Annotated in this window: 22 protein-coding genes; 5 read left to right on the top strand and 17 right to left on the bottom strand. The window is 61.6% G+C overall.

Annotated features, from left to right (window positions below; genetic code table 11):
• The first annotated feature begins 133 nt into the window (after nucleotides 1-133).
• A complete protein-coding gene (locus LCF60_RS16205; protein ID WP_292293162.1) occupies nucleotides 134-949 on the top strand; it encodes a sugar phosphate isomerase/epimerase family protein in 816 nt (271 codons plus the stop codon).
• Nucleotides 950-1,034: 85 nt separating this feature from the next.
• Complete coding sequence (locus LCF60_RS16200; RefSeq protein ID WP_292293161.1) at nucleotides 1,035-1,247, top strand: hypothetical protein; 213 nt, start codon at nucleotides 1,035-1,037, stop codon at nucleotides 1,245-1,247.
• Between the two features lie 17 nt (nucleotides 1,248-1,264).
• On the opposite strand, the gene LCF60_RS16195 is transcribed toward LCF60_RS16200, so the two are convergent.
• From LCF60_RS16195 to LCF60_RS16185, 3 genes are read right to left on the bottom strand one after another with little or no spacing between them, the layout of a single operon-like run.
• The gene (locus tag LCF60_RS16195) at nucleotides 1,265-1,771 is read right to left on the bottom strand and encodes a GNAT family N-acetyltransferase (protein ID WP_292293159.1); all 507 of its coding nucleotides are present in this window, start codon (nucleotides 1,769-1,771) and stop codon (nucleotides 1,265-1,267) included.
• Nucleotides 1,772-1,799: 28 nt separating this feature from the next.
• Nucleotides 1,800-2,078: a hypothetical protein gene (locus LCF60_RS16190; protein ID WP_292293158.1), complete on the bottom strand. Its 279-nt coding sequence runs from the start codon at nucleotides 2,076-2,078 to the stop codon at nucleotides 1,800-1,802.
• A 7-nt stretch (nucleotides 2,079-2,085) separates the two neighbouring features.
• Nucleotides 2,086-2,715 carry a DapH/DapD/GlmU-related protein gene (locus tag LCF60_RS16185; RefSeq protein WP_292293157.1) on the bottom strand — a complete coding sequence of 210 codons (630 nt, stop codon included), beginning with the start codon at nucleotides 2,713-2,715 and terminating at the stop codon, nucleotides 2,086-2,088.
• A 50-nt stretch (nucleotides 2,716-2,765) separates the two neighbouring features.
• Between LCF60_RS16185 and LCF60_RS16180 the strand changes: the two genes are divergently transcribed.
• Nucleotides 2,766-3,662 carry an aminoglycoside phosphotransferase family protein gene (locus LCF60_RS16180; RefSeq protein WP_292293156.1) on the top strand — a complete coding sequence of 299 codons (897 nt, stop codon included), beginning with the start codon at nucleotides 2,766-2,768 and terminating at the stop codon, nucleotides 3,660-3,662.
• Nucleotides 3,663-3,850: 188 nt separating this feature from the next.
• On the opposite strand, the gene LCF60_RS16175 is transcribed toward LCF60_RS16180, so the two are convergent.
• From LCF60_RS16175 to LCF60_RS16110, 14 genes are all read right to left on the bottom strand, one after another.
• Nucleotides 3,851-4,636, bottom strand: coding sequence for a transglutaminase-like domain-containing protein (locus LCF60_RS16175; RefSeq protein ID WP_292293155.1), 786 nt, complete (start codon nucleotides 4,634-4,636; stop codon nucleotides 3,851-3,853).
• Nucleotides 4,637-4,701: 65 nt separating this feature from the next.
• Nucleotides 4,702-5,559, bottom strand: a complete 858-nt coding sequence (gene phnE / locus LCF60_RS16170) for a phosphonate ABC transporter, permease protein PhnE (RefSeq protein WP_292293153.1) — start codon at nucleotides 5,557-5,559, stop codon at nucleotides 4,702-4,704.
• Nucleotides 5,556-6,503, bottom strand: a complete 948-nt coding sequence (phnE, locus tag LCF60_RS16165) for a phosphonate ABC transporter, permease protein PhnE (RefSeq protein WP_292293151.1) — start codon at nucleotides 6,501-6,503, stop codon at nucleotides 5,556-5,558. Before phnE (LCF60_RS16165) ends, phnE (LCF60_RS16170) begins: the two co-directional genes overlap by 4 nt.
• Before the next feature lie 120 nt (nucleotides 6,504-6,623).
• Entirely contained in the window at nucleotides 6,624-7,544 is a 921-nt protein-coding gene (gene phnD / locus LCF60_RS16160) for a phosphonate ABC transporter substrate-binding protein (protein ID WP_292293150.1), read from the bottom strand.
• 42 nt (nucleotides 7,545-7,586) lie between these two features.
• Complete coding sequence (phnC, locus tag LCF60_RS16155) at nucleotides 7,587-8,387, bottom strand: phosphonate ABC transporter ATP-binding protein (RefSeq protein ID WP_292293149.1); 801 nt, start codon at nucleotides 8,385-8,387, stop codon at nucleotides 7,587-7,589.
• A 101-nt stretch (nucleotides 8,388-8,488) separates the two neighbouring features.
• Nucleotides 8,489-9,664 (bottom strand): alpha-D-ribose 1-methylphosphonate 5-triphosphate diphosphatase, encoded by a 1,176-nt coding sequence (locus LCF60_RS16150; RefSeq protein WP_292293147.1) that lies wholly within the window; start codon nucleotides 9,662-9,664, stop codon nucleotides 8,489-8,491.
• Nucleotides 9,651-10,370 carry an ATP-binding cassette domain-containing protein gene (locus LCF60_RS16145; protein ID WP_292293145.1) on the bottom strand — a complete coding sequence of 240 codons (720 nt, stop codon included), beginning with the start codon at nucleotides 10,368-10,370 and terminating at the stop codon, nucleotides 9,651-9,653. The genes LCF60_RS16150 and LCF60_RS16145 overlap by 14 nt, the downstream gene beginning before the upstream one ends.
• A complete protein-coding gene (locus tag LCF60_RS16140; RefSeq protein WP_292293144.1) occupies nucleotides 10,367-11,164 on the bottom strand; it encodes an ATP-binding cassette domain-containing protein in 798 nt (265 codons plus the stop codon). The genes LCF60_RS16145 and LCF60_RS16140 overlap by 4 nt, the downstream gene beginning before the upstream one ends.
• On the bottom strand, nucleotides 11,161-12,075 hold the full coding sequence (locus LCF60_RS16135) for an alpha-D-ribose 1-methylphosphonate 5-phosphate C-P-lyase PhnJ (RefSeq protein ID WP_292293143.1): 915 nt from the start codon (nucleotides 12,073-12,075) through the stop codon (nucleotides 11,161-11,163). The genes LCF60_RS16140 and LCF60_RS16135 overlap by 4 nt, the downstream gene beginning before the upstream one ends.
• Entirely contained in the window at nucleotides 12,072-13,136 is a 1,065-nt protein-coding gene (locus LCF60_RS16130) for a carbon-phosphorus lyase complex subunit PhnI (protein ID WP_292293141.1), read from the bottom strand. The genes LCF60_RS16135 and LCF60_RS16130 overlap by 4 nt, the downstream gene beginning before the upstream one ends.
• Nucleotides 13,136-13,669 carry a phosphonate C-P lyase system protein PhnH gene (phnH, locus tag LCF60_RS16125; protein WP_292293140.1) on the bottom strand — a complete coding sequence of 178 codons (534 nt, stop codon included), beginning with the start codon at nucleotides 13,667-13,669 and terminating at the stop codon, nucleotides 13,136-13,138. Before phnH ends, LCF60_RS16130 begins: the two co-directional genes overlap by 1 nt.
• On the bottom strand, nucleotides 13,669-14,112 hold the full coding sequence (locus LCF60_RS16120; protein WP_292293138.1) for a phosphonate C-P lyase system protein PhnG: 444 nt from the start codon (nucleotides 14,110-14,112) through the stop codon (nucleotides 13,669-13,671). Before LCF60_RS16120 ends, phnH begins: the two co-directional genes overlap by 1 nt.
• Nucleotides 14,109-14,834: a phosphonate metabolism transcriptional regulator PhnF gene (phnF, locus tag LCF60_RS16115; protein ID WP_292293136.1), complete on the bottom strand. Its 726-nt coding sequence runs from the start codon at nucleotides 14,832-14,834 to the stop codon at nucleotides 14,109-14,111. Before phnF ends, LCF60_RS16120 begins: the two co-directional genes overlap by 4 nt.
• A gap of 201 nt (nucleotides 14,835-15,035) precedes the next feature.
• On the bottom strand, nucleotides 15,036-15,377 hold the full coding sequence (locus LCF60_RS16110; RefSeq protein WP_292293135.1) for a hypothetical protein: 342 nt from the start codon (nucleotides 15,375-15,377) through the stop codon (nucleotides 15,036-15,038).
• A gap of 164 nt (nucleotides 15,378-15,541) precedes the next feature.
• Here LCF60_RS16110 and phnC (LCF60_RS16105) point away from each other — a divergent pair, with 164 nt between their 5' ends.
• Together phnC (LCF60_RS16105) and phnD (LCF60_RS16100) are read left to right on the top strand one after the other, a co-directional pair.
• The gene (gene phnC, locus LCF60_RS16105) at nucleotides 15,542-16,351 is read left to right on the top strand and encodes a phosphonate ABC transporter ATP-binding protein (RefSeq protein ID WP_292293133.1); all 810 of its coding nucleotides are present in this window, start codon (nucleotides 15,542-15,544) and stop codon (nucleotides 16,349-16,351) included.
• A 59-nt stretch (nucleotides 16,352-16,410) separates the two neighbouring features.
• Nucleotides 16,411-17,319, top strand: a complete 909-nt coding sequence (gene phnD, locus LCF60_RS16100) for a phosphonate ABC transporter substrate-binding protein (protein WP_292293131.1) — start codon at nucleotides 16,411-16,413, stop codon at nucleotides 17,317-17,319.
• The last annotated feature ends 51 nt before the right edge of the window (nucleotides 17,320-17,370 follow it).

Raw genomic sequence — 17,370 nt, 5'->3', positions numbered from 1 at the left:
GGGCACGTTCGGTGACGCCGAACGATCGCAAAGGCTGTGCGGGGGCGATTTCGATGTTTCCTGTCATGGCGCTGTGCCTTTGCCGTGCCAGAACATCCTTGAATAAAGTGCCCTGCCCCAAGGAGATATCCGCATGACTGCTCTCAAGATCGGAGCCTGCCTGAAAGCCTCGGAAATCGCGGATCATCGCGATTGGCTGTTCTACTCCGACCGCGATATCGAAATTCAGGATTTCATGTCACATGCAGCCCTGACCACCGAGTTCGAGGACCGCATCGCGGCGGTAAAGTCTGCTCTGGACGGGCATAGTGGTCGGATCGGCATTCACGGCCCCTTCGAGGGGTTGGACATCGACAACAAGGATCCCGAGTTGCAGCCGTTGATTACAGCCCGTCTGATCAGGGCTCTTGAAGCGGCCGACCGGATTGGTGCACGCCAGATGGTTCTGCATTCGCCCTACACGCTCTGGTACCAGAACAACGTCTTCAGCTGGACGGGCTATGCCGAAACAAAGCTGGCCCGCATTCACGACATACTCGACCCGGTCGTGAAAGCCGCCGAGGAAGCCGGACAAACTCTGGTCATCGAAAACATCCAGGACGTGCGACCCGAAACCCGGCGCGCCATGGTCGACAGCTTTGCATCTGACGCGATTGCGCTGTCGATAGACACCGGGCATGCGCAACTTGCGCGCCGCATGTCCGGTGCACCGCCGGTCGAGGATTTCGTACGCGACGCCGGCGACCAACTGGCCCATGTTCACCTTCAGGATGTGGATGGTCACGCTGACCGCCATTGGGCCCCAGGTGAGGGCGAGATCGAGTGGACCGCCGTCTTCCGGGCGCTGGCAGACTGCCATAGCACACCGCATCTTGTCCTCGAACTGCGCAACAAGGCCGACATTCCCAAAGGCTATCACGCGTTGCGCGATCTGGGTTTGGTCGTGTAGCGCACAGGGGCAAACGCCAATCTTGCAGAATCGAAGCCTGCTGACATACGTTACCGAGGCGTTACACAACATGCACGGCTGTCCCATGACCCAATATATCGCAGAACTTGACGAAACGCAGCAGGTGGTTGCGGTCTGGATCAAAGAGGACACAGCCCGTGCGCCTCGGGTGTTCGACCCCAAGAAGCATATTTTCGACACGACCAATGCGGCAGAGTTCTGCGGTGCGCCGAAGGAAAAGATCGAAACCTGGATTTCCTGCTTGCAGGCAGACGACAGCGACCGTTTGTCGAGATAGGCCTCGACGGCCCTGACCTACAAATGGATGCGAAACGTCACTGCCTCTGGCATCCAGCGGGGCGACGTGGCGGCGCTGTCCGGTTGGGCACCCAGACGCGCTGCCAATCGCCGAGATCGCAGGTTTTCCCGGTCGATGCGGACCAGCATTTCGCGGGCACCCGTCGCGGCAGCTGCCGTTTCGAGATAGGCGTGTGCGGCCTCAAACGCATAGCCCTGCCCCTCGACGTCATCGCTCCAAAGTGTCCACGTCATTTCAGGAGGCTCGGCTTCGTCGATTTGCAAAGCACCGACATGGCCGATTGCCCGACCGGTGGTCCGCAGCGTCATGACATGACGACCGAACCCCCGCAGGTTCCAGTGCCCGGCCATGGCGCACAGCTTTTCGAACGCCTTCGCAGCATCGAAGGGTCCACCGACAAATCGCGCCCGATGGCTGGAGCAATAGGCGACATACGCCGCGAGGTGATGCGCTTGCGGGTGAACAAGGATCAGGCGCTCAGTTTCGATGGGTGTCCGTGTCATGAAAGACGGCCTTACGTTTCAGGACTATTCAGCAAAAAGCATGGCCACCCAAGGCCGCCGGCGTCGTGACTGTTCTCACGAACTGGGCACCGGCCTTTTCGATCACGCCGATCGACGCGCAGATTGTCCGCGGACCATCCGGACCCGAGCGCCAGGCGCAGCGCCCGGTCGCGCAACCACGATCCGGGGCGATCTGGAGCGGGCGCACCCATCTTCTGAGCACCACGACCCAGACACAGGCGGCCAATGCAGACAGCGCCAAAATGAAGAAGCCAACTTCAAGAACAATGCGCGCCGGCTGTTCCATCCGGGGCTCAGGCGTTGTATTTTTCAATGAAGGCATCAATGTCCAACGCCCGAATATCCGGCAATGCCGCGCGGTACCTGTCGCGTGACCAGTCCCAGACAGCGATGTTCTGAAGCGCCTCTGCCTGCGCTTCGGTAAAGCGGCGCTTGATCTCCCGCGCGGGCACGCCCCCCACCACGGAATAGGGCGCGACATCCTTTGTCACAACCGCGCCTGCGCCGATCACCGCACCTGTTCCCACTGTCACTCCCGCGGTGATCGTCACACCATGGCCGATCCAGACGTCATGGCCGATGGTCACCCAATCCGCCTTGCGCCACTCGAAGAAGTCATGGTCGTCCTCGCCCAGCCCATATGCCTCGGCCCGGTAGACGCTGTGATGCTGTACCGCGCGCCAAGTCGGGTGGTTGCCGGGATTGATCCGGGTGGCATTGGCGATCGAACACATCTTGCCGATACTGGCCCAGACGACATGGCAGTGCTGAGTGACATAAGACCAATCCCCCATCGAAGAGGCCCGCATCGACGTGCCTTTGCCCACCTCGGTCCAAACCCCGAGCTCGCAGTCGACGACGCTGGCCTCGGGGTGGATATTGGGGGCCTCGGACAGCTGTTTTTTCGATCCCGCTCCGCTCATTTGGCGCTCCTTCTACAAATCTGTTGCACCCCGGTGGCATGGTACGCCCCATGCAGGATGCTGAAATCCGATCCAACGTCGCCCTGGCCCACGCGTTGCTCGATCGGCACGCGCCGGACTTGGCTGGCTTGCCGGTTTGCCCTGTGGTTTCGGATGGCACGGACAATGCGATGTACCGGGTCGGTGACAGCCTGGCGATGCGTCTGCCCCGGCGTCTTGCGGCTGCTCGGCTTTTGGAAAAGGAGGCCCGAATCCTGCCGCGCCTCGAGCGCGTGCCACTGACCTTGCCAAATCCAGTGCGACAGTTTCCTGCAAGCGCGGACTTTCCGTATCCGTGGTCTTTGGTGGCGTGGATCAAGGGCCGCACGGCCCAGATGGATGCACTGGAAAACCCGGCCGACGCGGGTCGCGCTCTGGCAGGTTTTCTTGCGGCCCTGCGTGCCACCGATGCAGATGGCGCACCTCTGGCCGGGGCGGCAAACCACAGGCGCGGCGTGCCACTGAGCGAACTTGCCGACCAGACCCTCAATTGCATCGCGGCCCTCGCGGACGAGATTGACGCCGTCGAGGCCCGGGCGCTCTGGCGCGAAGCATTGGCAGTGACCTTTGAGGGCCCACCGGTCTGGCTGCACGGCGATCTGAAAGCCGATAACCTGCTGGCGCGCGATGGCCGGTTGGTGGCGGTGATCGACTGGGGCCTGGCAGCTGCCGGTGATCCGGCGGTGGATCTTGCCCCGGCGTGGACATGGCTCGACCGGGCAGGAGCGGATGCGTTCAGGACGGCGACGGACATGCCCGAGCCCTATTGGCAGCGCGCGAGAGGCTGGGCGCTCTACTGCGCGGTGATCGCACTGGAATACTATCGTGAAACACCGAACCGGCCGTGCCGAAACCCCGCGCTGTGCGCAACGTCTTGGGCAACTCTGGGACGGCTGGGCTTGCGTTAAGAACGCAGTCGAGACAATGAACCACCGCTCGACCTGCCTCAGTTGATCGTCCTTGGACCGTTCGACCCAGCCCGGCAACCAGAACACCTCGCGGTCCATGTGAAAGACCGGAAGCTTCAGCGCCGTTGCGATCTTGCGCGCCAAGGTGTTTTTGACCGATCCAGCGCTGCCGATGATCATGATGCGTGTCACACGTCGGCAAGGTTCGCCTGCTGGACAGCCGGGTGGTCCAGGCGAATTTCGCGGGCATCGAACCCTTTGCTCCCGCAGGCTTCGACCAGGCGCGGCTCGATCAGGGCCTTGAGGTCGGTCACCCCCGCGCCGGGAAAGTCGAGACCCATGGAGTGAAACCCGGCCACGCGGATTCCCGGCTTGGGGTTCAGGCCCGGCCGGATGTCGCGCGTGCCCATCTTGAGATGGTGGGCGATGTCCCATTCCTCGACGACCCCACCCGCACGCGTCACGACCCAGCAATGACCATCTTCGCAATGGTCACCCTTCTCGGCCGGGAAATAGAAACCGGTGATGTAGCCCACCTCGATCCCGGCGGCGCGAAGAGAGGCTATGAAATACGTGTTGATGTCCACGCAGGACCCTTCGGTCAGCCCGCACCCCAGCGCCGGAACCTCGTCCAGACCGTCATTGAACCGTGCCTCGGGATGACCATAGGTGAAGCGTTCTGCCGTGGCGCATGCGATCGCGCGGACCCGCTCGGGCCCTGTCATGCCGGGGGCGATCGCGTCCACCTCATCGACCAGCGCATCTGCAAAGCGGGTAAAGCGCGACGCGCGCGGTTGGTACAGGATGTCGGGATACGGCACACCGACAGCGTTATCGTAGCGCCAATGCACTGCCAGGACGCCGTTTTCCGGCTCCACAAGATACGCCGTCTGACCGGTATGCGCCTCGGTCACCGCGCGCATGACGGCGTGTTCGACCTCTACTCCGATGCAACGGCCATGGGGCGTATCCATCCCACCGGGCACGAGACAAACGGACCCTTTCGGGACCGCTGTCCGGTAACTTACGCAACTCATGCTCATTTTGCCAACTCCGTCTTGCCGATCAGGCGTTGGCGCACGATGCCCGACAGCCAGTCGATCACGTAGACCATAGCGATGATCAGGAAGATGATCGACCACGCCTCGCCCCATTTGTACGCCGCGATCCGGTCGGAGAGAAGAAACCCGATCCCCCCTGCACCGACGATCCCGAGGATGGTGCCGGACCGGACATTGGATTCAAAATTGTAGAGCAAAATCGACATGATCACCGGATTGACCTGCGGCGCTATCCCAAAGCGGATTTGCTGAAGCCGCGATCCGCCCGAAGCCTTGACCCCCTCGACGGGCTTGTTCGACGTGTTCTCGATCGCTTCGGAAAACAGCTTGGCGAATGTGCCGATCTCGCTGACGGCGATGGCAAGGATACCGGCCAGCGGTCCAAGGCCGAAGGCCCGGATGAAGATCAGCGCAAGGATCAGTGTCTCGAAGGCCCGGATCACGTCATAACCGCGCCGTACACCCAGCCGGAAAAAATTCAGGCGGTTGATGTTCTTCGCGCCCAGGAAAGACAGCGGAAAGGCAATGACCGCCCCGAGCACCGTGCCGAGAAAGGCAATCGCCAGCGTTTCCCCAAGACCGTTGAGGATTTCCGAGAATTCGGCCCACGAGGTCCAGACATACGGCGGGAACATGAAGCTCGCGACGGTGCCGAAACGCGCCAACCCTTCCCAGATGCGGACGGGCGAGAAGTTGAAATCGTAGAGGCACCAGCAGAAAAGCGCGACGAAGAAGGTCCAGAGCGCATAGCGGCGGAGGCGAACCGGCAAAGGCGCCTGGAATGCCAGAGGAACACGGGCGCGCGCTTCGGCGATCTGGTCGGATGTCACGCTCATGGCCGGTTCTCCTCAAGGTGTATGATCCGGTGACGCAGCTTTTCGGACCCGTAATCGATGATCATCACCGTAACGAAGATGATGACGAACAGCGCCGACAGGTCGGTGTATTCCTGAAAACTCATGGCGGTTCGGAATTCCTGCCCCAAACCGCCCGCGCCCACATAGCCGATGATCGACGAGGCGCGCACATTGATCTCGAACCGCAGCAGCGTGTAGCTGATGATGTTGGGCAACACCTGCGGGACAGCACCGTACCGGATCTGGTCGAACCATGTACCGCCCGCGGCCTTGACGCCTTCGAGCGGACGCATGTCGATGTTCTCGTTTACCTCGGAATAGAGCTTGCCAAGGGCACCCGTGGCATGCAGCCCGATGGCCAGAACCCCGGCCAGTGGCCCGACCGAGAAGCAGAACACGAAGATCAGTGCCCAGACCAGTTCCGGAACCGTGCGGGCAATCTCAAGATAGCGGCGTGTGAGCCAGAGCACCCATTTGTTCGGCGCAAGGTTACGCGATGCCGGAAAGGACAAGAGAAATCCGCCGATCACCCCGAACACCGTCGCCATGAAGGCGATCAGGATGGTCTCGAACAACAGCTCCATCCAGATTTTCCAGCGCCAGAACCAATTGGCGAAGTCCGCGCCAAGCGTGTCCCATCGCAGGGTCGGGATGGTCTTTTCGAGGTATTCCCCAAGGCGCGGGATGCCGGCCGGGATGATCCAGCGCCATTCGCGCGATCCGTCGGGCATGGTCACCTGCGTGACCTTGAAGAAGTCTCCGATCCACGAGGTGAAGGCAAAGGCCAACACGAACAAAAACGTCCCGATGATCCAGCCAAACCTGGCCCGGCGGCGCTGCGCGGCGAAGTCCAGTTCGAATTGCGACAGCCTTGTCGCACGGGCGCGCGGGGGATCGTTGCTGAAGTGGGCTGTGATGGTCATCTTGATCCTCGAAAGCGCGGCTGGTCGAACCGTCCGACGCGCTGGACGGTGAAACCCGTGGCATCAATGAACAGGGACGGGCACAGGGCGGAGCGGACCCCGCCCTGTCGTGTCAAAGACTTACGAGCCCGAGCGGCGCTGTTCCTTGATCCAGGCGCGCATATCGACGATCCAGTCGTAGCGCTCGGCGTCGACCCTCACAAAGCCTGTATCGGGATTCGGGTCTTCGGCTGTCCAAGAGGAATACAGCTTGTAACCCTCGGGGTCGGCGGACGGGAATGCTTCGATGGCTGCGGTCACGTCTTCGATCAAGGCTTCGGGCAGGTTCTTGCGGAAGGTCCACGGACCAGAGGTGATCTCGGGGCTTTCCCAGATGGTGCAGACCTGGCCGGGTTCGATCATGCCCTTGTCTTCCATACGCTGAAAGATGCCATCCGCCGCGTTGTTCTGATAGGTGGCCGCCGTGTCGAACGTGCCGTTCACGACGCCGGTCACACCAGCTTCGTGGCTGCCCGAAAAGGTCACCGTGCCGAAATAGTCCTCGGGCTTGAAGCCTTCGCGCGTGACCATGTTGAAGTAGGGAACGGCATAGCCGGACGTGCTGTCGGGGTCGGCAAAGGCATGGACCTTGCCCTTGGCATCCTCGAGGGTCTTGATGCCACTGTCGCAGCGGGTCACGACGATCGAATAGTAACCTGTCGTGCCATCCAACTTCTGCGTTGTCAGCGTGGGCACAACGCCACCTTCGGTTGCGGTAAAGGCGGCGGCGTAGGCCGAAGACCCAAGACGCGCGATTTCGATCTGGTTCGCGGACAGCGCCTGGATCACGCCATCATAGTTGCCAGCGGTGAAGATCTCGACTTCGACGCCAAGCGAGTCCTCAAGGTAGGTGCGCAGCGGTTCGTTGCGCATCAGGCGGTCTTTTTCATTCTCGCTCGACAGGATGCCGAACTTCAGAACCTGGTAGTCGTCTTTCCAGCCTTCGGCTGTTGCGGCGGTGGCCATGATGGCGACCAGGGCGGTGGTTGTGAGCAGTTTCATGGGTCATCTCCCCTGTTTAGGATTGGCAGTTGGTCAAGTGGGTCAGGCAGGCACAGCGATGTTCTGTGTCGATGTCACCGCCTCGTTGAATTCGCGCAGGCCTTCGGTGCCATAGATGTCGCGGACGACGTCATCGGTCAGCTGCGCAGCGGTTCCGTCGAAAAACACGCGCCCCGCCCGCATGGCGATGATGCGGTCGCAATAGGCGCGCGCCGTATCCAGCGTGTGCAGGTTGACCAAGACGGTCAGGCCATCTTCGGTGTTGATCTGCTTGAGACCGTCCATGACCAGCGTGGCATTGGCCGGGTCCAGCGACGCGATGGGTTCATCGGCCAGCATGATCTTAGGCTGCTGAACCAGCGCCTTGGCAATGGCGACACGCTGCTGCTGCCCCCCTGACAAGGTGCCCGCGCGCTGCAGGGCCTGCGGAACAAGGTCGAGCCGGTCAAGCGCCTGAAGCGCCATTGTGCGTTCGGCATCGGTAAAGCGCATGGCCATGGAACTGAGAAACCCATGCTCGGCCAGACGGCCGATCAGCACGTTGGTCAACACATCCAGGCGGTCGACAAGGTTGAATTGCTGAAAGATCATCGCGCAGTCGCGGCGCCATGCCCGCAAGGCCTTGCCCCTGAGCGCGGTGATCTCCGCCCCGTCGAACGAGATCGATCCTTCGGTCGGATCGATCAGCCGATTGACCAGCCGCAGCATCGTCGACTTTCCCGCACCGGAGCGGCCAATCACTCCGACGAACTGACCGGGGTCGATATCCAGTGAAACCCGGTCAACGGCGCGTGTTTCGCCAAAGACCCGGGAAACATTCGAGAGGGACAAGGTGGCAGCCATGGCGATTCATCCGAATGAATTCAATTGCCATGACCCTAGGGGCCGAACGTAACAGTTACCGCACTGCCCAATGACATTTCATTGAACTTTCCCCTCGCAGCTCAGGCAAACGCCAGGGTTCGGGACGCGGTCAGTTCGACGGTCCCATTGCTGTGCACGACGTCGCCCGCGCAGAGTGTCAGCGCGACGCGACCCTGGGCGTCGGCGATGAACAGGTCCGCCCGTTTTCCGACAACCAGTTCCCCGCGGTCCGACATGCCCAAAGCGCGCGCCGGGTTGGCCGACGCCAGTCGCACCGCTCCGGCAAGCCCGTCAGGGTCGTTCGGTGCCAAGGCGCGCACGGCGGCGAGAATGGCCCCGGGGTGATAATCGGAGGCCAGAATGTGCAACAGACCGGCGGCATGCAGATCGCGTGCGGACAGATTGCCGGAATAGCTTTGGCCACGCATGGCATTCGGAGCCCCCATCGCGGTCATCAACCCCTTGCCGGCAGCGGCCTCGGCAGCTTCGATCGTCACGGGGAACTCTGCGATCCTGGCCCCCATATCGGCCATCAGGTGGGCTTTCGCCACGGTGTCGTCATCGTGGCTGGCAAGGCTGACACCGTGCTCTGCACACATTCGGGACACCGAGCGGATATTGCCCATCAGGATTTCTTGCGGCCGCGACCTTACAGCGATGGCATTGGCGACCATCTGGCGGGCTTCGGTTTCCGAAATGCCGTGATGCGCTGCCTTGTTTTTGACGTGTACCTCAAGATTTCGGTACTGCCCCTGCCCCGGCGTGTGATCCATGAGCGACACAAGATCGACCTGACCATCGTCGAGCAGTTGCTCAAGAACACCAACCGCGTTGTCAAACGTGATGTCGAACCGTGCATGGATGCGATGATCGACCCGGCAGGTGTTGCGCATGGCATGGATCTGGCGAATGACCTGACTTGTATGCCCGTAGGATCGACGTTCCCCGTCACGCGCACCGCGAGAAAAGGACACCGCCGCATAGGCTGTCGTCACCCCTGCGGCGGCCAAGCGTGCATCCAATGACGCCAGCGCCACATCCATCGGAAAATCGACCCGGGCCCGGGGTTCGAGTTCAAGCTCGATCATGTCGCCATGCATGTCGATGAACCCGGGATAGACCGTCAGATCCGTGCCGGTAATCCCGCCCGAAACCGGGCGTTCAGCGATCTCGGCGATCATGCCGTCCGCGATCCGCAACGAGGCATGCGCCATGACACGGTCTGGAAGGACCAGCGTTACGTCAGATATCCACATCCATCCGCTCCTCGGTTTGGGTGATTTCCGGTGTCAGGTCGACAACCCGGTCGATCAGTTTTTCCACATCGCCGGGATGATGGAACACCCCGATCAGCGCCGTCCCTGCGGCCTTCAATTCGGCCAGTCGCGAAACCAGCGCAGCGCGCGCGGTGGCATCGAGCGACGCCGTCGGTTCATCCAGAAGCAAGAGCTTCTGCGGCAGGATCAAGGCCCGCGCAAGGTTCACCTTTTGCTGCTCTCCCCCCGAAAACGTGGTCGGATAGGCCTTCCACAGGTCTTGCTTGACCCCAAACGTGGCAAGGGCGGCGCGCGCCCGGGTCAACGCCGCCTCGGCAGGCACGCCATGCAATCGAAGCGGTTCGGCCACGATGGCTTCGGCGCTGACACGCGGGCGGGCCTGAAGGAACTGCGTCACGAACCCGATTTCCGTCCGACGCAGATGCGTGATGTCGATGTCGGCGGCCCGCGCCAGGTCAATCGGTCCATGGTCCGAGTGAAAGCGGATGATGCCAGCCTGCGGCAGATAGGACCGGTACAGCGTGCGCAGCAAGGTGGATTTGCCCGCACCGTTCGACCCCTTGAGCAGCACAAACTCGCCTGCTGCGACCTTGAACGAGATGTCGTTGAAAGCGGCGATCCGATTGCCGAGGTGATGCAGGGTGAAGCCTTTGCTCAGGCCTTCGATGTCCAGAACGGGGGTCATAGTTTTGCGTGCACCAATTGTTGCGTGTAGGCGTGCTGCGGGTCTTGGAAAATCTGGTCGGTCAATCCGGCCTCGACCACGGCCCCGCCGCGCATGACCATGACACGATCCGCCAGCGTTCTGATCACGCCCAGATCGTGGCTGACGATCACCATCGTGATCCGCCGCTCCTGTTGCAGACGTTTCAGCGTGTCCAGAACAAGCGCCTGAACGCTGACATCAAGGCCCGTCGTCGGCTCGTCCAGCAACAACAGCGCTGGCTCCAGCGCGATGGCCTTGGCCAGTTGCACCCGCTGCTGCATGCCGCCCGACAGTTCGATCGGTGGCGCATCCAGCCGGTCGAGCGGAAATTCGGATGCCTCAAGCGCCGCCGTGGCCTTGGCCCGCAGGGTGGCAAAGCTGCGTTCGCCCGCCACCAACAGACGCTCGGCCACGTTTCCGGACGAGGAATGCTTCATCAACAGGCCCAGATGCGGGTTCTGGTACACGATGCCGATGCAGGTTGCGCACAACATCCGGCGCGCAAAACGGTCAAGGTCAAACAGATTGCCGGACACATCGGGCAGATCCAGCGTATAGCTCCCGGTGTCCGGCGTTTCCTCGAGGTTCATCATCCGCAGGAGCGTCGACTTGCCCGACCCGCTTTCTCCCACGATCCCCAGCACCTCACCCGGATAGGCCAGGGCCGAGACATCCCGCAGCGCCTGTACCGGGCCGTAGGATTTCGAGACATTGCGCACCTGCACAAGCGGATGCGTGGTGACGATGCGTGGCGCGTCGAGTGTCAGTGTCATGACGGCATCCTTCCGTTCTTGTACCAGGTTTCGCCCAGCGCCACCTCTTCCCCGTCGCGGCGGCGGATCGCCTTGACGCCCCATTCACTGTCCGAAACCTCGAAGGCCGACGACCCGTCCTCCTGCGGTATTTCATTCATGAAGAACCCCCGTGTCCCCGACCGGTGGCAGGTCAGGCCCGCATGGTCTTCCACCTTGTAGGGCACATCGGAAAAGACCAGCGGTTCGACCCGTGTGTATGGCGGCACTGCAAAGATGCGCTTTTCACGTCCTGCCGACAGGATCGTGAGGTGCTGCGCCATGTTGAGCTTGGGCACGTCCCACCGCGGGATCGGCGACGGCGTCATGACATGGCGTCCATGCACGAGACTTGGGTAGCTGGCTCCTTGCATCACCCGTCCAGACCGCACGATCTGTTCGTAAAGTTGCAGCCACATGCGCCCGTAATCCGCATCGGCATGCATCTGACGGGCAATCGACATGTTCGGCTGCACCGGACGCAGCGGTTCCGGGTTTGGCACCTGCAGGACCAGAACTTGATCGTCGCGCAGGATTTCCTCGGGAATGCGGTGCCGCGACTGGATCAGGTCCGCGTCAAGCGTGTCCATTGTGGTGGGCGCCCCGGCAACCCGCGCGATGAAGCGCCGGATCGACGCCGCATTGACGCTGTCGTCAGCCCCTTGGTCGATCACCTTGACCCGCATGGTCGGGTTCACCAGTGTCAGCGACACCTGAAGCCCTCCGGTGCCCCACCCGCGCGCCATCGGCACCTCGCGGCTGGCATAGGGCATCTGGCACCCCGGCACGGCAATCGCCTTGATCATCTTGCGCCGGATTTCACGTTTGGCAGAGCCGTCGAGGAAGCCATACGCCATCGCTTCCCACGGCTTGGTCAATGTCTTGAGGCTCATTCCGCAGGCTCCGGGCTTTTCTCGGGTGCGGCTTTGCGGGCTTTCGCGTCGCGCATCGCATCGAGGCTGGATTGAAAGGTGACGTAATGCGGCAGTTTGAAATGGATGCAGAACCCCGAACTTTCGACACCTTCCGTGTGATAGAGAAAGAACTCCTCCTCGGTGGCAGAGCCTTTGGGTGCGCCCTTGGAATTCAAGTCCAGCGTTGCCGCAGCGATGACTTTGACCTCGTTCCAGCCCATCGTTGCCGAAAAACCCAGTTCAAGCTGCGAGCCCTTCTTCGACACGACTTCGGCCTGGCTGACCTTGACCCGACCGGCGCTGAAGCGGGTGCCTCGCGGATGGGTCACGACAATCTCCGCCTCGGCTAGACGCAATTCGTTGACCGTCGGATGCGCCTGACCGTAACCGCGCTGTGCCGCATATCCCAGGGCAAGCACGCCACCGGTTTCCGCCCGCGCCAGGCTTTGCAGCGTGTGTGCGCGTTTTGCCGGAAACAACAGCGGCTCGCGGGTGACATCGGGAATGTCATTCCCGGTCAGGTGGTCCGACGTGGCCGGACTCAAAAGACCGTTCTCGGCTTGCCATGCAGAGACCGAGGGTTGCCTTGGCGGTGATGCCATTTTGGCGGGGGTCACCGGGTCCGGGGTGCTGACCTGACCATCCAAGACGGTCGTCGCCAGGATACGATGCGCATAATCAAGCGTCGGCCCAAGCACCTGACCGCCGGGAATGTCCTTGAACGCTGCCGAAATGCGTCGGTGCGTAAAGAGCGCGTCTTGGGTCACCGGTTCGGCCACGGAAATCCGCGGTTGGGTCGTCCGCCACGCCCGGAGCAAGAGAACCGCTTCGTAAAGCTCCCCACCCGTCTGCGCGAGCGCCAAGGCGGCGAGGTCTTCGTCATACAACGACGCCTCCCCCATGATCCGGTCGATGAGATACGGCATGGCGGCCCGTATCTCGGCGATGCGGTCTGGCGTGATGTCTCCCATCTCGGCACAAAAAAGGCGCTGCGACTGTTCGATCGCACGCTCGCCTCCTCGGGTCGCCACATATGCCATCAGAGCACCTCTACAATCGTGGAGCGCGGAATACCCAACACGCGCGCGCCATCCACAAGCAATATCTCGAACCCCATCGGGTACCGCAGAGCGCGCCTGCGATGCTGCCAGAAATCATGCGCCAAACCGCCGACGGAAACGACGACATGCCCGTCGATACCCGGGCCTGTCAGGCGCAGTTGCGGTCCGTTGGAAAAGTCGGCCTTCGCAATCAATGTTGCGCCATCGTCGGGGTGCAAATCCGTGCCGCAGTTCAGCTGTGTCAGCAACCGGTCTGGAATATCGTCGACAAAGACGTGATCCGCACGGTCGGGCGCGACGGCCAGCGCACCGGTCTTTTCTGCCAGTTCGGCCAGCCCCGGTTCCGCGCAATACACCGCACATTCCCGGTCGATCAACGCCTCGACGAGTTGCGCCATACCCGTGGTGGGAAGGTCACGTACCAGACCGGGACGGGCCATAGCCCACATGACAGCCTCGAAGGCCGCGTTGCAGCGCGCCTCGAAATCCGAAGGGACGGGATGGACGCTCATCAGAATGTCTCCATGTCAACGCGGGTGGCCTCGACCCGGCACAGTGTTTCGTGATCCGCGTCGGCCTGCGCTCTGGCTTCAGCCTCGAGAAAGGCCAGGCAGTCGTCGCCGGCTCGCCCCAAGGACACCGCAAGATCGACCACGGCCATCGCCATCGCCGCTTCAAGGTCACGACCGCGACGCATGCCGTATCCCTCGTGGTCGTTTGCGGTGATGCGCGCTTCGCTCATCAACACTTCGCCAAGGTGAAAATGCGTGCCCTGCGCCGTGTCGCGCATCGGCAACATGACAAGGCCGGTTCGGTTCTCGACCACCGTTATCTCCGGCAAGGTTTCGATCAGCGGATCGGCAAACGCCTTGAGGTTGGCGGGATCCGAGCGGGCAAGAACGGCAAGCTGCGCCTCGTGCGTCCAACCTGTCAGGCTGCGTGGGGATGGTGTCATGCCTCGGTCTCCGGACTTGTATCAATGCTGAAGCGCACCCGCGCTGCCGACCAGATCACCTCACTGAAGGACAAGGGCGTTCCGTCCAGTTCTGCATCCACGGCGGACACCACGATCACGGGCATCTCTGAATGCTGGCGCAACTGGCGCGCCTCTTCGGCGCTGGCGGGCCGGGCATACATCTGGGTGCTGGCGCGGACGTAATCCAAGATTCCGTAGGACGCATAGACCTGCGACACCGACCCCAGGGCCTCACGCCGCTCCGCATAATATGCGAACCGTCTTGCATCATGATAGATCGTGCCAAACGAGATCGGGACGCCATCGGCAAGGCTCAGTCGCCTGGAGGCGATCACTTCGGCGCCCTCTTCGATCTTGAGATGCGACGCGACTTCGGCCGACGCCTTTAGCCGGTCCACGCCAAGCGCTTGACCGGATACATCCACACCCTGCGAGGCCATGTTCCGGCGCAGACGTGTGCGCGTCCCGATCATGTATTCAAGCTTGGGACGCGGTTGCACAAACGTGCCACGCCCCTGTTCGATGCTCAGATGCCCCGTCTTCGCCAACTCCGCGATGGCACGTCGAACGCTATGCCGCCCGGCTTTGTGGATCAGCGCCAATTCCGGTTCAGTCGGGAGTTGCGCCCCGGGCGCGAGGATGCCGTCCATGATGTCTTTTTCCAGAGCTGCGCGAATGTCGCGCCAACGATCTCGTTTCATTTTGATATTCATCCGAATGAATCACTTGGTACCGCTACCGTGTGACAACGATATGTCAGCTTCAACAAAGAACGGTGACGGCAGACAGATCGCCCGCCGGAACGACGGATCACTCGGTCCGGATTCGAAGGTCCACCAAGGCGATGTCGCTGACCAGGCCAGCCGCGACACAGTATTTCACGTGCTGGACACAGCCGCGGCCTAAGCCGGATCGGCAGCGGGAGGAATGGCTTCCCAGTGTTCACCCATTGCGACGATGCAAGAGGTGCCGTTGGCATAGCTCTGAACCATAGTCCAATCCCCGCTAGAGGGGGCAATCCAGACTTCGAGCAACGCATCCGGGCCCCGCATCCCGCGACCCAGTTTTTGGGCTCCGTGGATCGTCAGCAATTGCTTTTCGAGCCGCGCACTGTCGTCGCAGAAGACGTCGGAAATCGTCGCGGTTCCGAGGTGAGGCGCAAATCCAGCTGCGCATAAAGTGAGAGCAAACAAAAATCGCATGTAAAGAAGGTAGCATGGGAAGGCGAAATGTAACAGTTTCATGAAGGCCTGTGGATAAAACGTCCTTGCCTGTGGTCAAATCGACCCGCACGGGCGCGGCCTCGGGATGTTACAAAATCGTTTCCCTATCTTCGCAAACTCGATTCAAAACTGTCGTGATGGCGTCGCAGACAGCCCGTATCCGCCCCTCAGAACAGGGGGATACCATGCTCGAACTCAAGTCACTGACCAAACGGTTTGGCGACAAGGTCGCTGTCGATGCCGCAACCTTTTCCGTCGAAAAGCCCATGATGATCGGCATCATCGGTCGGTCCGGCGCTGGCAAATCGACATTGCTGCGCATGCTCAACCGGCTGAGCGATGCGAGTGACGGGGACATCCTCTATGACGGCACGGAGATCACCGCGCTGAAAGGTGCGGCGCGCCGTGAATGGCAATCGCGCTGCGCGATGATCTTCCAGCAGTTCAACCTTGTCCCCCGTATGGACGTCGTCTCGAACGTCCTGCACGGCACGTTGAACCGGCGTTCGACCTTTGCAACGATGTTCAACCTCTACCCGCAGGAGGACATCCACAAGGCCATCGAAATCCTCGACCGCCTTGGCATTGCCGAACAGGCCCCGAAACGCGCCGAGGCGTTGTCGGGCGGGCAGCAGCAGCGCGTCGCCATCGCCCGCGCGTTGATGCAGGATCCCAGCATCATTCTGGCCGATGAACCGATTGCCAGCCTTGACCCGATGAACGCCCAGATCGTGATGGATGCGCTGCGCCGCATCCACGAAGAGGACGGGCGCATGGTCATTGCCAACCTTCACACACTCGACACCGCACGGCGCTATTGCGACCGGGTGATCGGGATGCGCGACGGGCGCATCGTCTTTGACGGACGCCCCGACCAACTGACGACCGGTGTCGCTCGCGACATCTACGGGGCGGGGGCGGATTTTTCGGAAGCCGCCACATCCACCGCCATCGAAACGCTGGACCGGACCGACAAGAAACTCGTGTCGGCCTGAACCAGCTCAAAGCCGCTCCGGCGGACTTTTGCATTTCATCACACCCAATGGAGAGACAGATGAAAAAGACCATCGCACTTGCGCTTGCAACTACAACCGCACTGAGCAGCGCTGCCTTCGCGCAGGACATCACGGAATTCCGCATCGGCATCCTTGGCGGCGAAAACGCCCAGGACCGTCTGAACTCGAACGAATGTGTCCGGGCCTATGTCGAAGACCTGCTTGGCGTCGAAACCAAGATCTTCACCCCCGCCGATTACGACGGCGTGATCCAGGGCCTGCTGGGCGGCACCATCGACATGGCGTGGCTGGGCGCATCGGCCTATGCCAAGACCTACATGACCGACCCCGAAGCGGTTGACGTGGTTCTGGTCAAGACCAACCTCGACGGCTCGTACGGCTATCACTCCATCGGTTTTGCCCGCGCCGACAGCGGCATCACGTCGCTCGACGACATGGAAGGCAAGGTGTTCGGCTTTGGTGATCCGAACTCCACCTCCGGCTTCCTGATCCCGTCGGTCGAAATTCCCGAAGCCACCGGCGCGACCATGGAGTCGGGTGACTACTTTGGCGAAGTGCGCTTCACCGGCGGTCACGAGCAGACCATCGTTGCCGTGAACAACGGTGACGTGGACGCAGGCGTGACCTGGGCCGACGGTCAGGGCGACTGGCTCGATGGCTACAACTCCGGCGCGCTGCGCAAGGCGTCCGACTCGGGCCTCGTCGACATGAACGACCTCGTTGAGATCTGGAAATCCGAAGTGATCCCGGAAGGCCCGATCGTTCTGCGCCGCGCCCTGCCCGAGCAGGTCAAGGCAGACGTGACCCAGTTCCTCAACGAACTGCACGGCAAGGACGAACAGTGCGCCTACAACATGGCCGCTGGCGAAACCTCTGGTTTCATGCCGATCACCCATGACGCCTACAAGGGCATCATCGCCGTTCGCCAGGCCGTTCAGGGCAACTGATCGACACGAACACGGACCGGGGCAGCGCACATCGCTGCCCCGTCTTTTTTG

The organism is Marivita sp. (assembly GCF_020055635.1).
Classification (GTDB): Bacteria; Pseudomonadota; Alphaproteobacteria; order Rhodobacterales; family Rhodobacteraceae; genus Marivita.
The sequence above is the reverse complement of the archived record's forward strand: the minus strand, read 5'-3'. Positions and strand labels throughout refer to the sequence as shown.

What these genes read in the sequence shown, in the direction of transcription:
- LCF60_RS16205 (WP_292293162.1), top strand. Translation starts at nt 134, where the DNA reads ATGACTGCTCTCAAGATCGGAGCCTGCCTGAAAGCCTCGGAAATCGCG.
- LCF60_RS16150 (WP_292293147.1), bottom strand. Translation starts at nt 9,664, where the DNA reads ATGTGGATATCTGACGTAACGCTGGTCCTTCCAGACCGTGTCATGGCG.
- phnC (WP_292293149.1), bottom strand. Translation starts at nt 8,387, where the DNA reads ATGGCTGCCACCTTGTCCCTCTCGAATGTTTCCCGGGTCTTTGGCGAA.
- LCF60_RS16120 (WP_292293138.1), bottom strand. Translation starts at nt 14,112, where the DNA reads ATGACACCATCCCCACGCAGCCTGACAGGTTGGACGCACGAGGCGCAG.
- LCF60_RS16180 (WP_292293156.1), top strand. Translation starts at nt 2,766, where the DNA reads ATGCAGGATGCTGAAATCCGATCCAACGTCGCCCTGGCCCACGCGTTG.
- LCF60_RS16185 (WP_292293157.1), bottom strand. Translation starts at nt 2,715, where the DNA reads ATGAGCGGAGCGGGATCGAAAAAACAGCTGTCCGAGGCCCCCAATATC.
- LCF60_RS16140 (WP_292293144.1), bottom strand. Translation starts at nt 11,164, where the DNA reads ATGACACTGACACTCGACGCGCCACGCATCGTCACCACGCATCCGCTT.
- LCF60_RS16195 (WP_292293159.1), bottom strand. Translation starts at nt 1,771, where the DNA reads ATGACACGGACACCCATCGAAACTGAGCGCCTGATCCTTGTTCACCCG.
- phnF (WP_292293136.1), bottom strand. Translation starts at nt 14,834, where the DNA reads ATGAAACGAGATCGTTGGCGCGACATTCGCGCAGCTCTGGAAAAAGAC.
- phnD (WP_292293131.1), top strand. Translation starts at nt 16,411, where the DNA reads ATGAAAAAGACCATCGCACTTGCGCTTGCAACTACAACCGCACTGAGC.
- phnC (WP_292293133.1), top strand. Translation starts at nt 15,542, where the DNA reads ATGCTCGAACTCAAGTCACTGACCAAACGGTTTGGCGACAAGGTCGCT.
- phnE (WP_292293151.1), bottom strand. Translation starts at nt 6,503, where the DNA reads ATGACCATCACAGCCCACTTCAGCAACGATCCCCCGCGCGCCCGTGCG.
- LCF60_RS16110 (WP_292293135.1), bottom strand. Translation starts at nt 15,377, where the DNA reads ATGAAACTGTTACATTTCGCCTTCCCATGCTACCTTCTTTACATGCGA.
- LCF60_RS16200 (WP_292293161.1), top strand. Translation starts at nt 1,035, where the DNA reads ATGACCCAATATATCGCAGAACTTGACGAAACGCAGCAGGTGGTTGCG.
- LCF60_RS16145 (WP_292293145.1), bottom strand. Translation starts at nt 10,370, where the DNA reads ATGACCCCCGTTCTGGACATCGAAGGCCTGAGCAAAGGCTTCACCCTG.
- phnH (WP_292293140.1), bottom strand. Translation starts at nt 13,669, where the DNA reads ATGAGCGTCCATCCCGTCCCTTCGGATTTCGAGGCGCGCTGCAACGCG.
- LCF60_RS16135 (WP_292293143.1), bottom strand. Translation starts at nt 12,075, where the DNA reads ATGAGCCTCAAGACATTGACCAAGCCGTGGGAAGCGATGGCGTATGGC.
- phnD (WP_292293150.1), bottom strand. Translation starts at nt 7,544, where the DNA reads ATGAAACTGCTCACAACCACCGCCCTGGTCGCCATCATGGCCACCGCC.
- LCF60_RS16190 (WP_292293158.1), bottom strand. Translation starts at nt 2,078, where the DNA reads ATGGAACAGCCGGCGCGCATTGTTCTTGAAGTTGGCTTCTTCATTTTG.
- phnE (WP_292293153.1), bottom strand. Translation starts at nt 5,559, where the DNA reads ATGAGCGTGACATCCGACCAGATCGCCGAAGCGCGCGCCCGTGTTCCT.
- LCF60_RS16175 (WP_292293155.1), bottom strand. Translation starts at nt 4,636, where the DNA reads ATGGATACGCCCCATGGCCGTTGCATCGGAGTAGAGGTCGAACACGCC.
- LCF60_RS16130 (WP_292293141.1), bottom strand. Translation starts at nt 13,136, where the DNA reads ATGGCATATGTGGCGACCCGAGGAGGCGAGCGTGCGATCGAACAGTCG.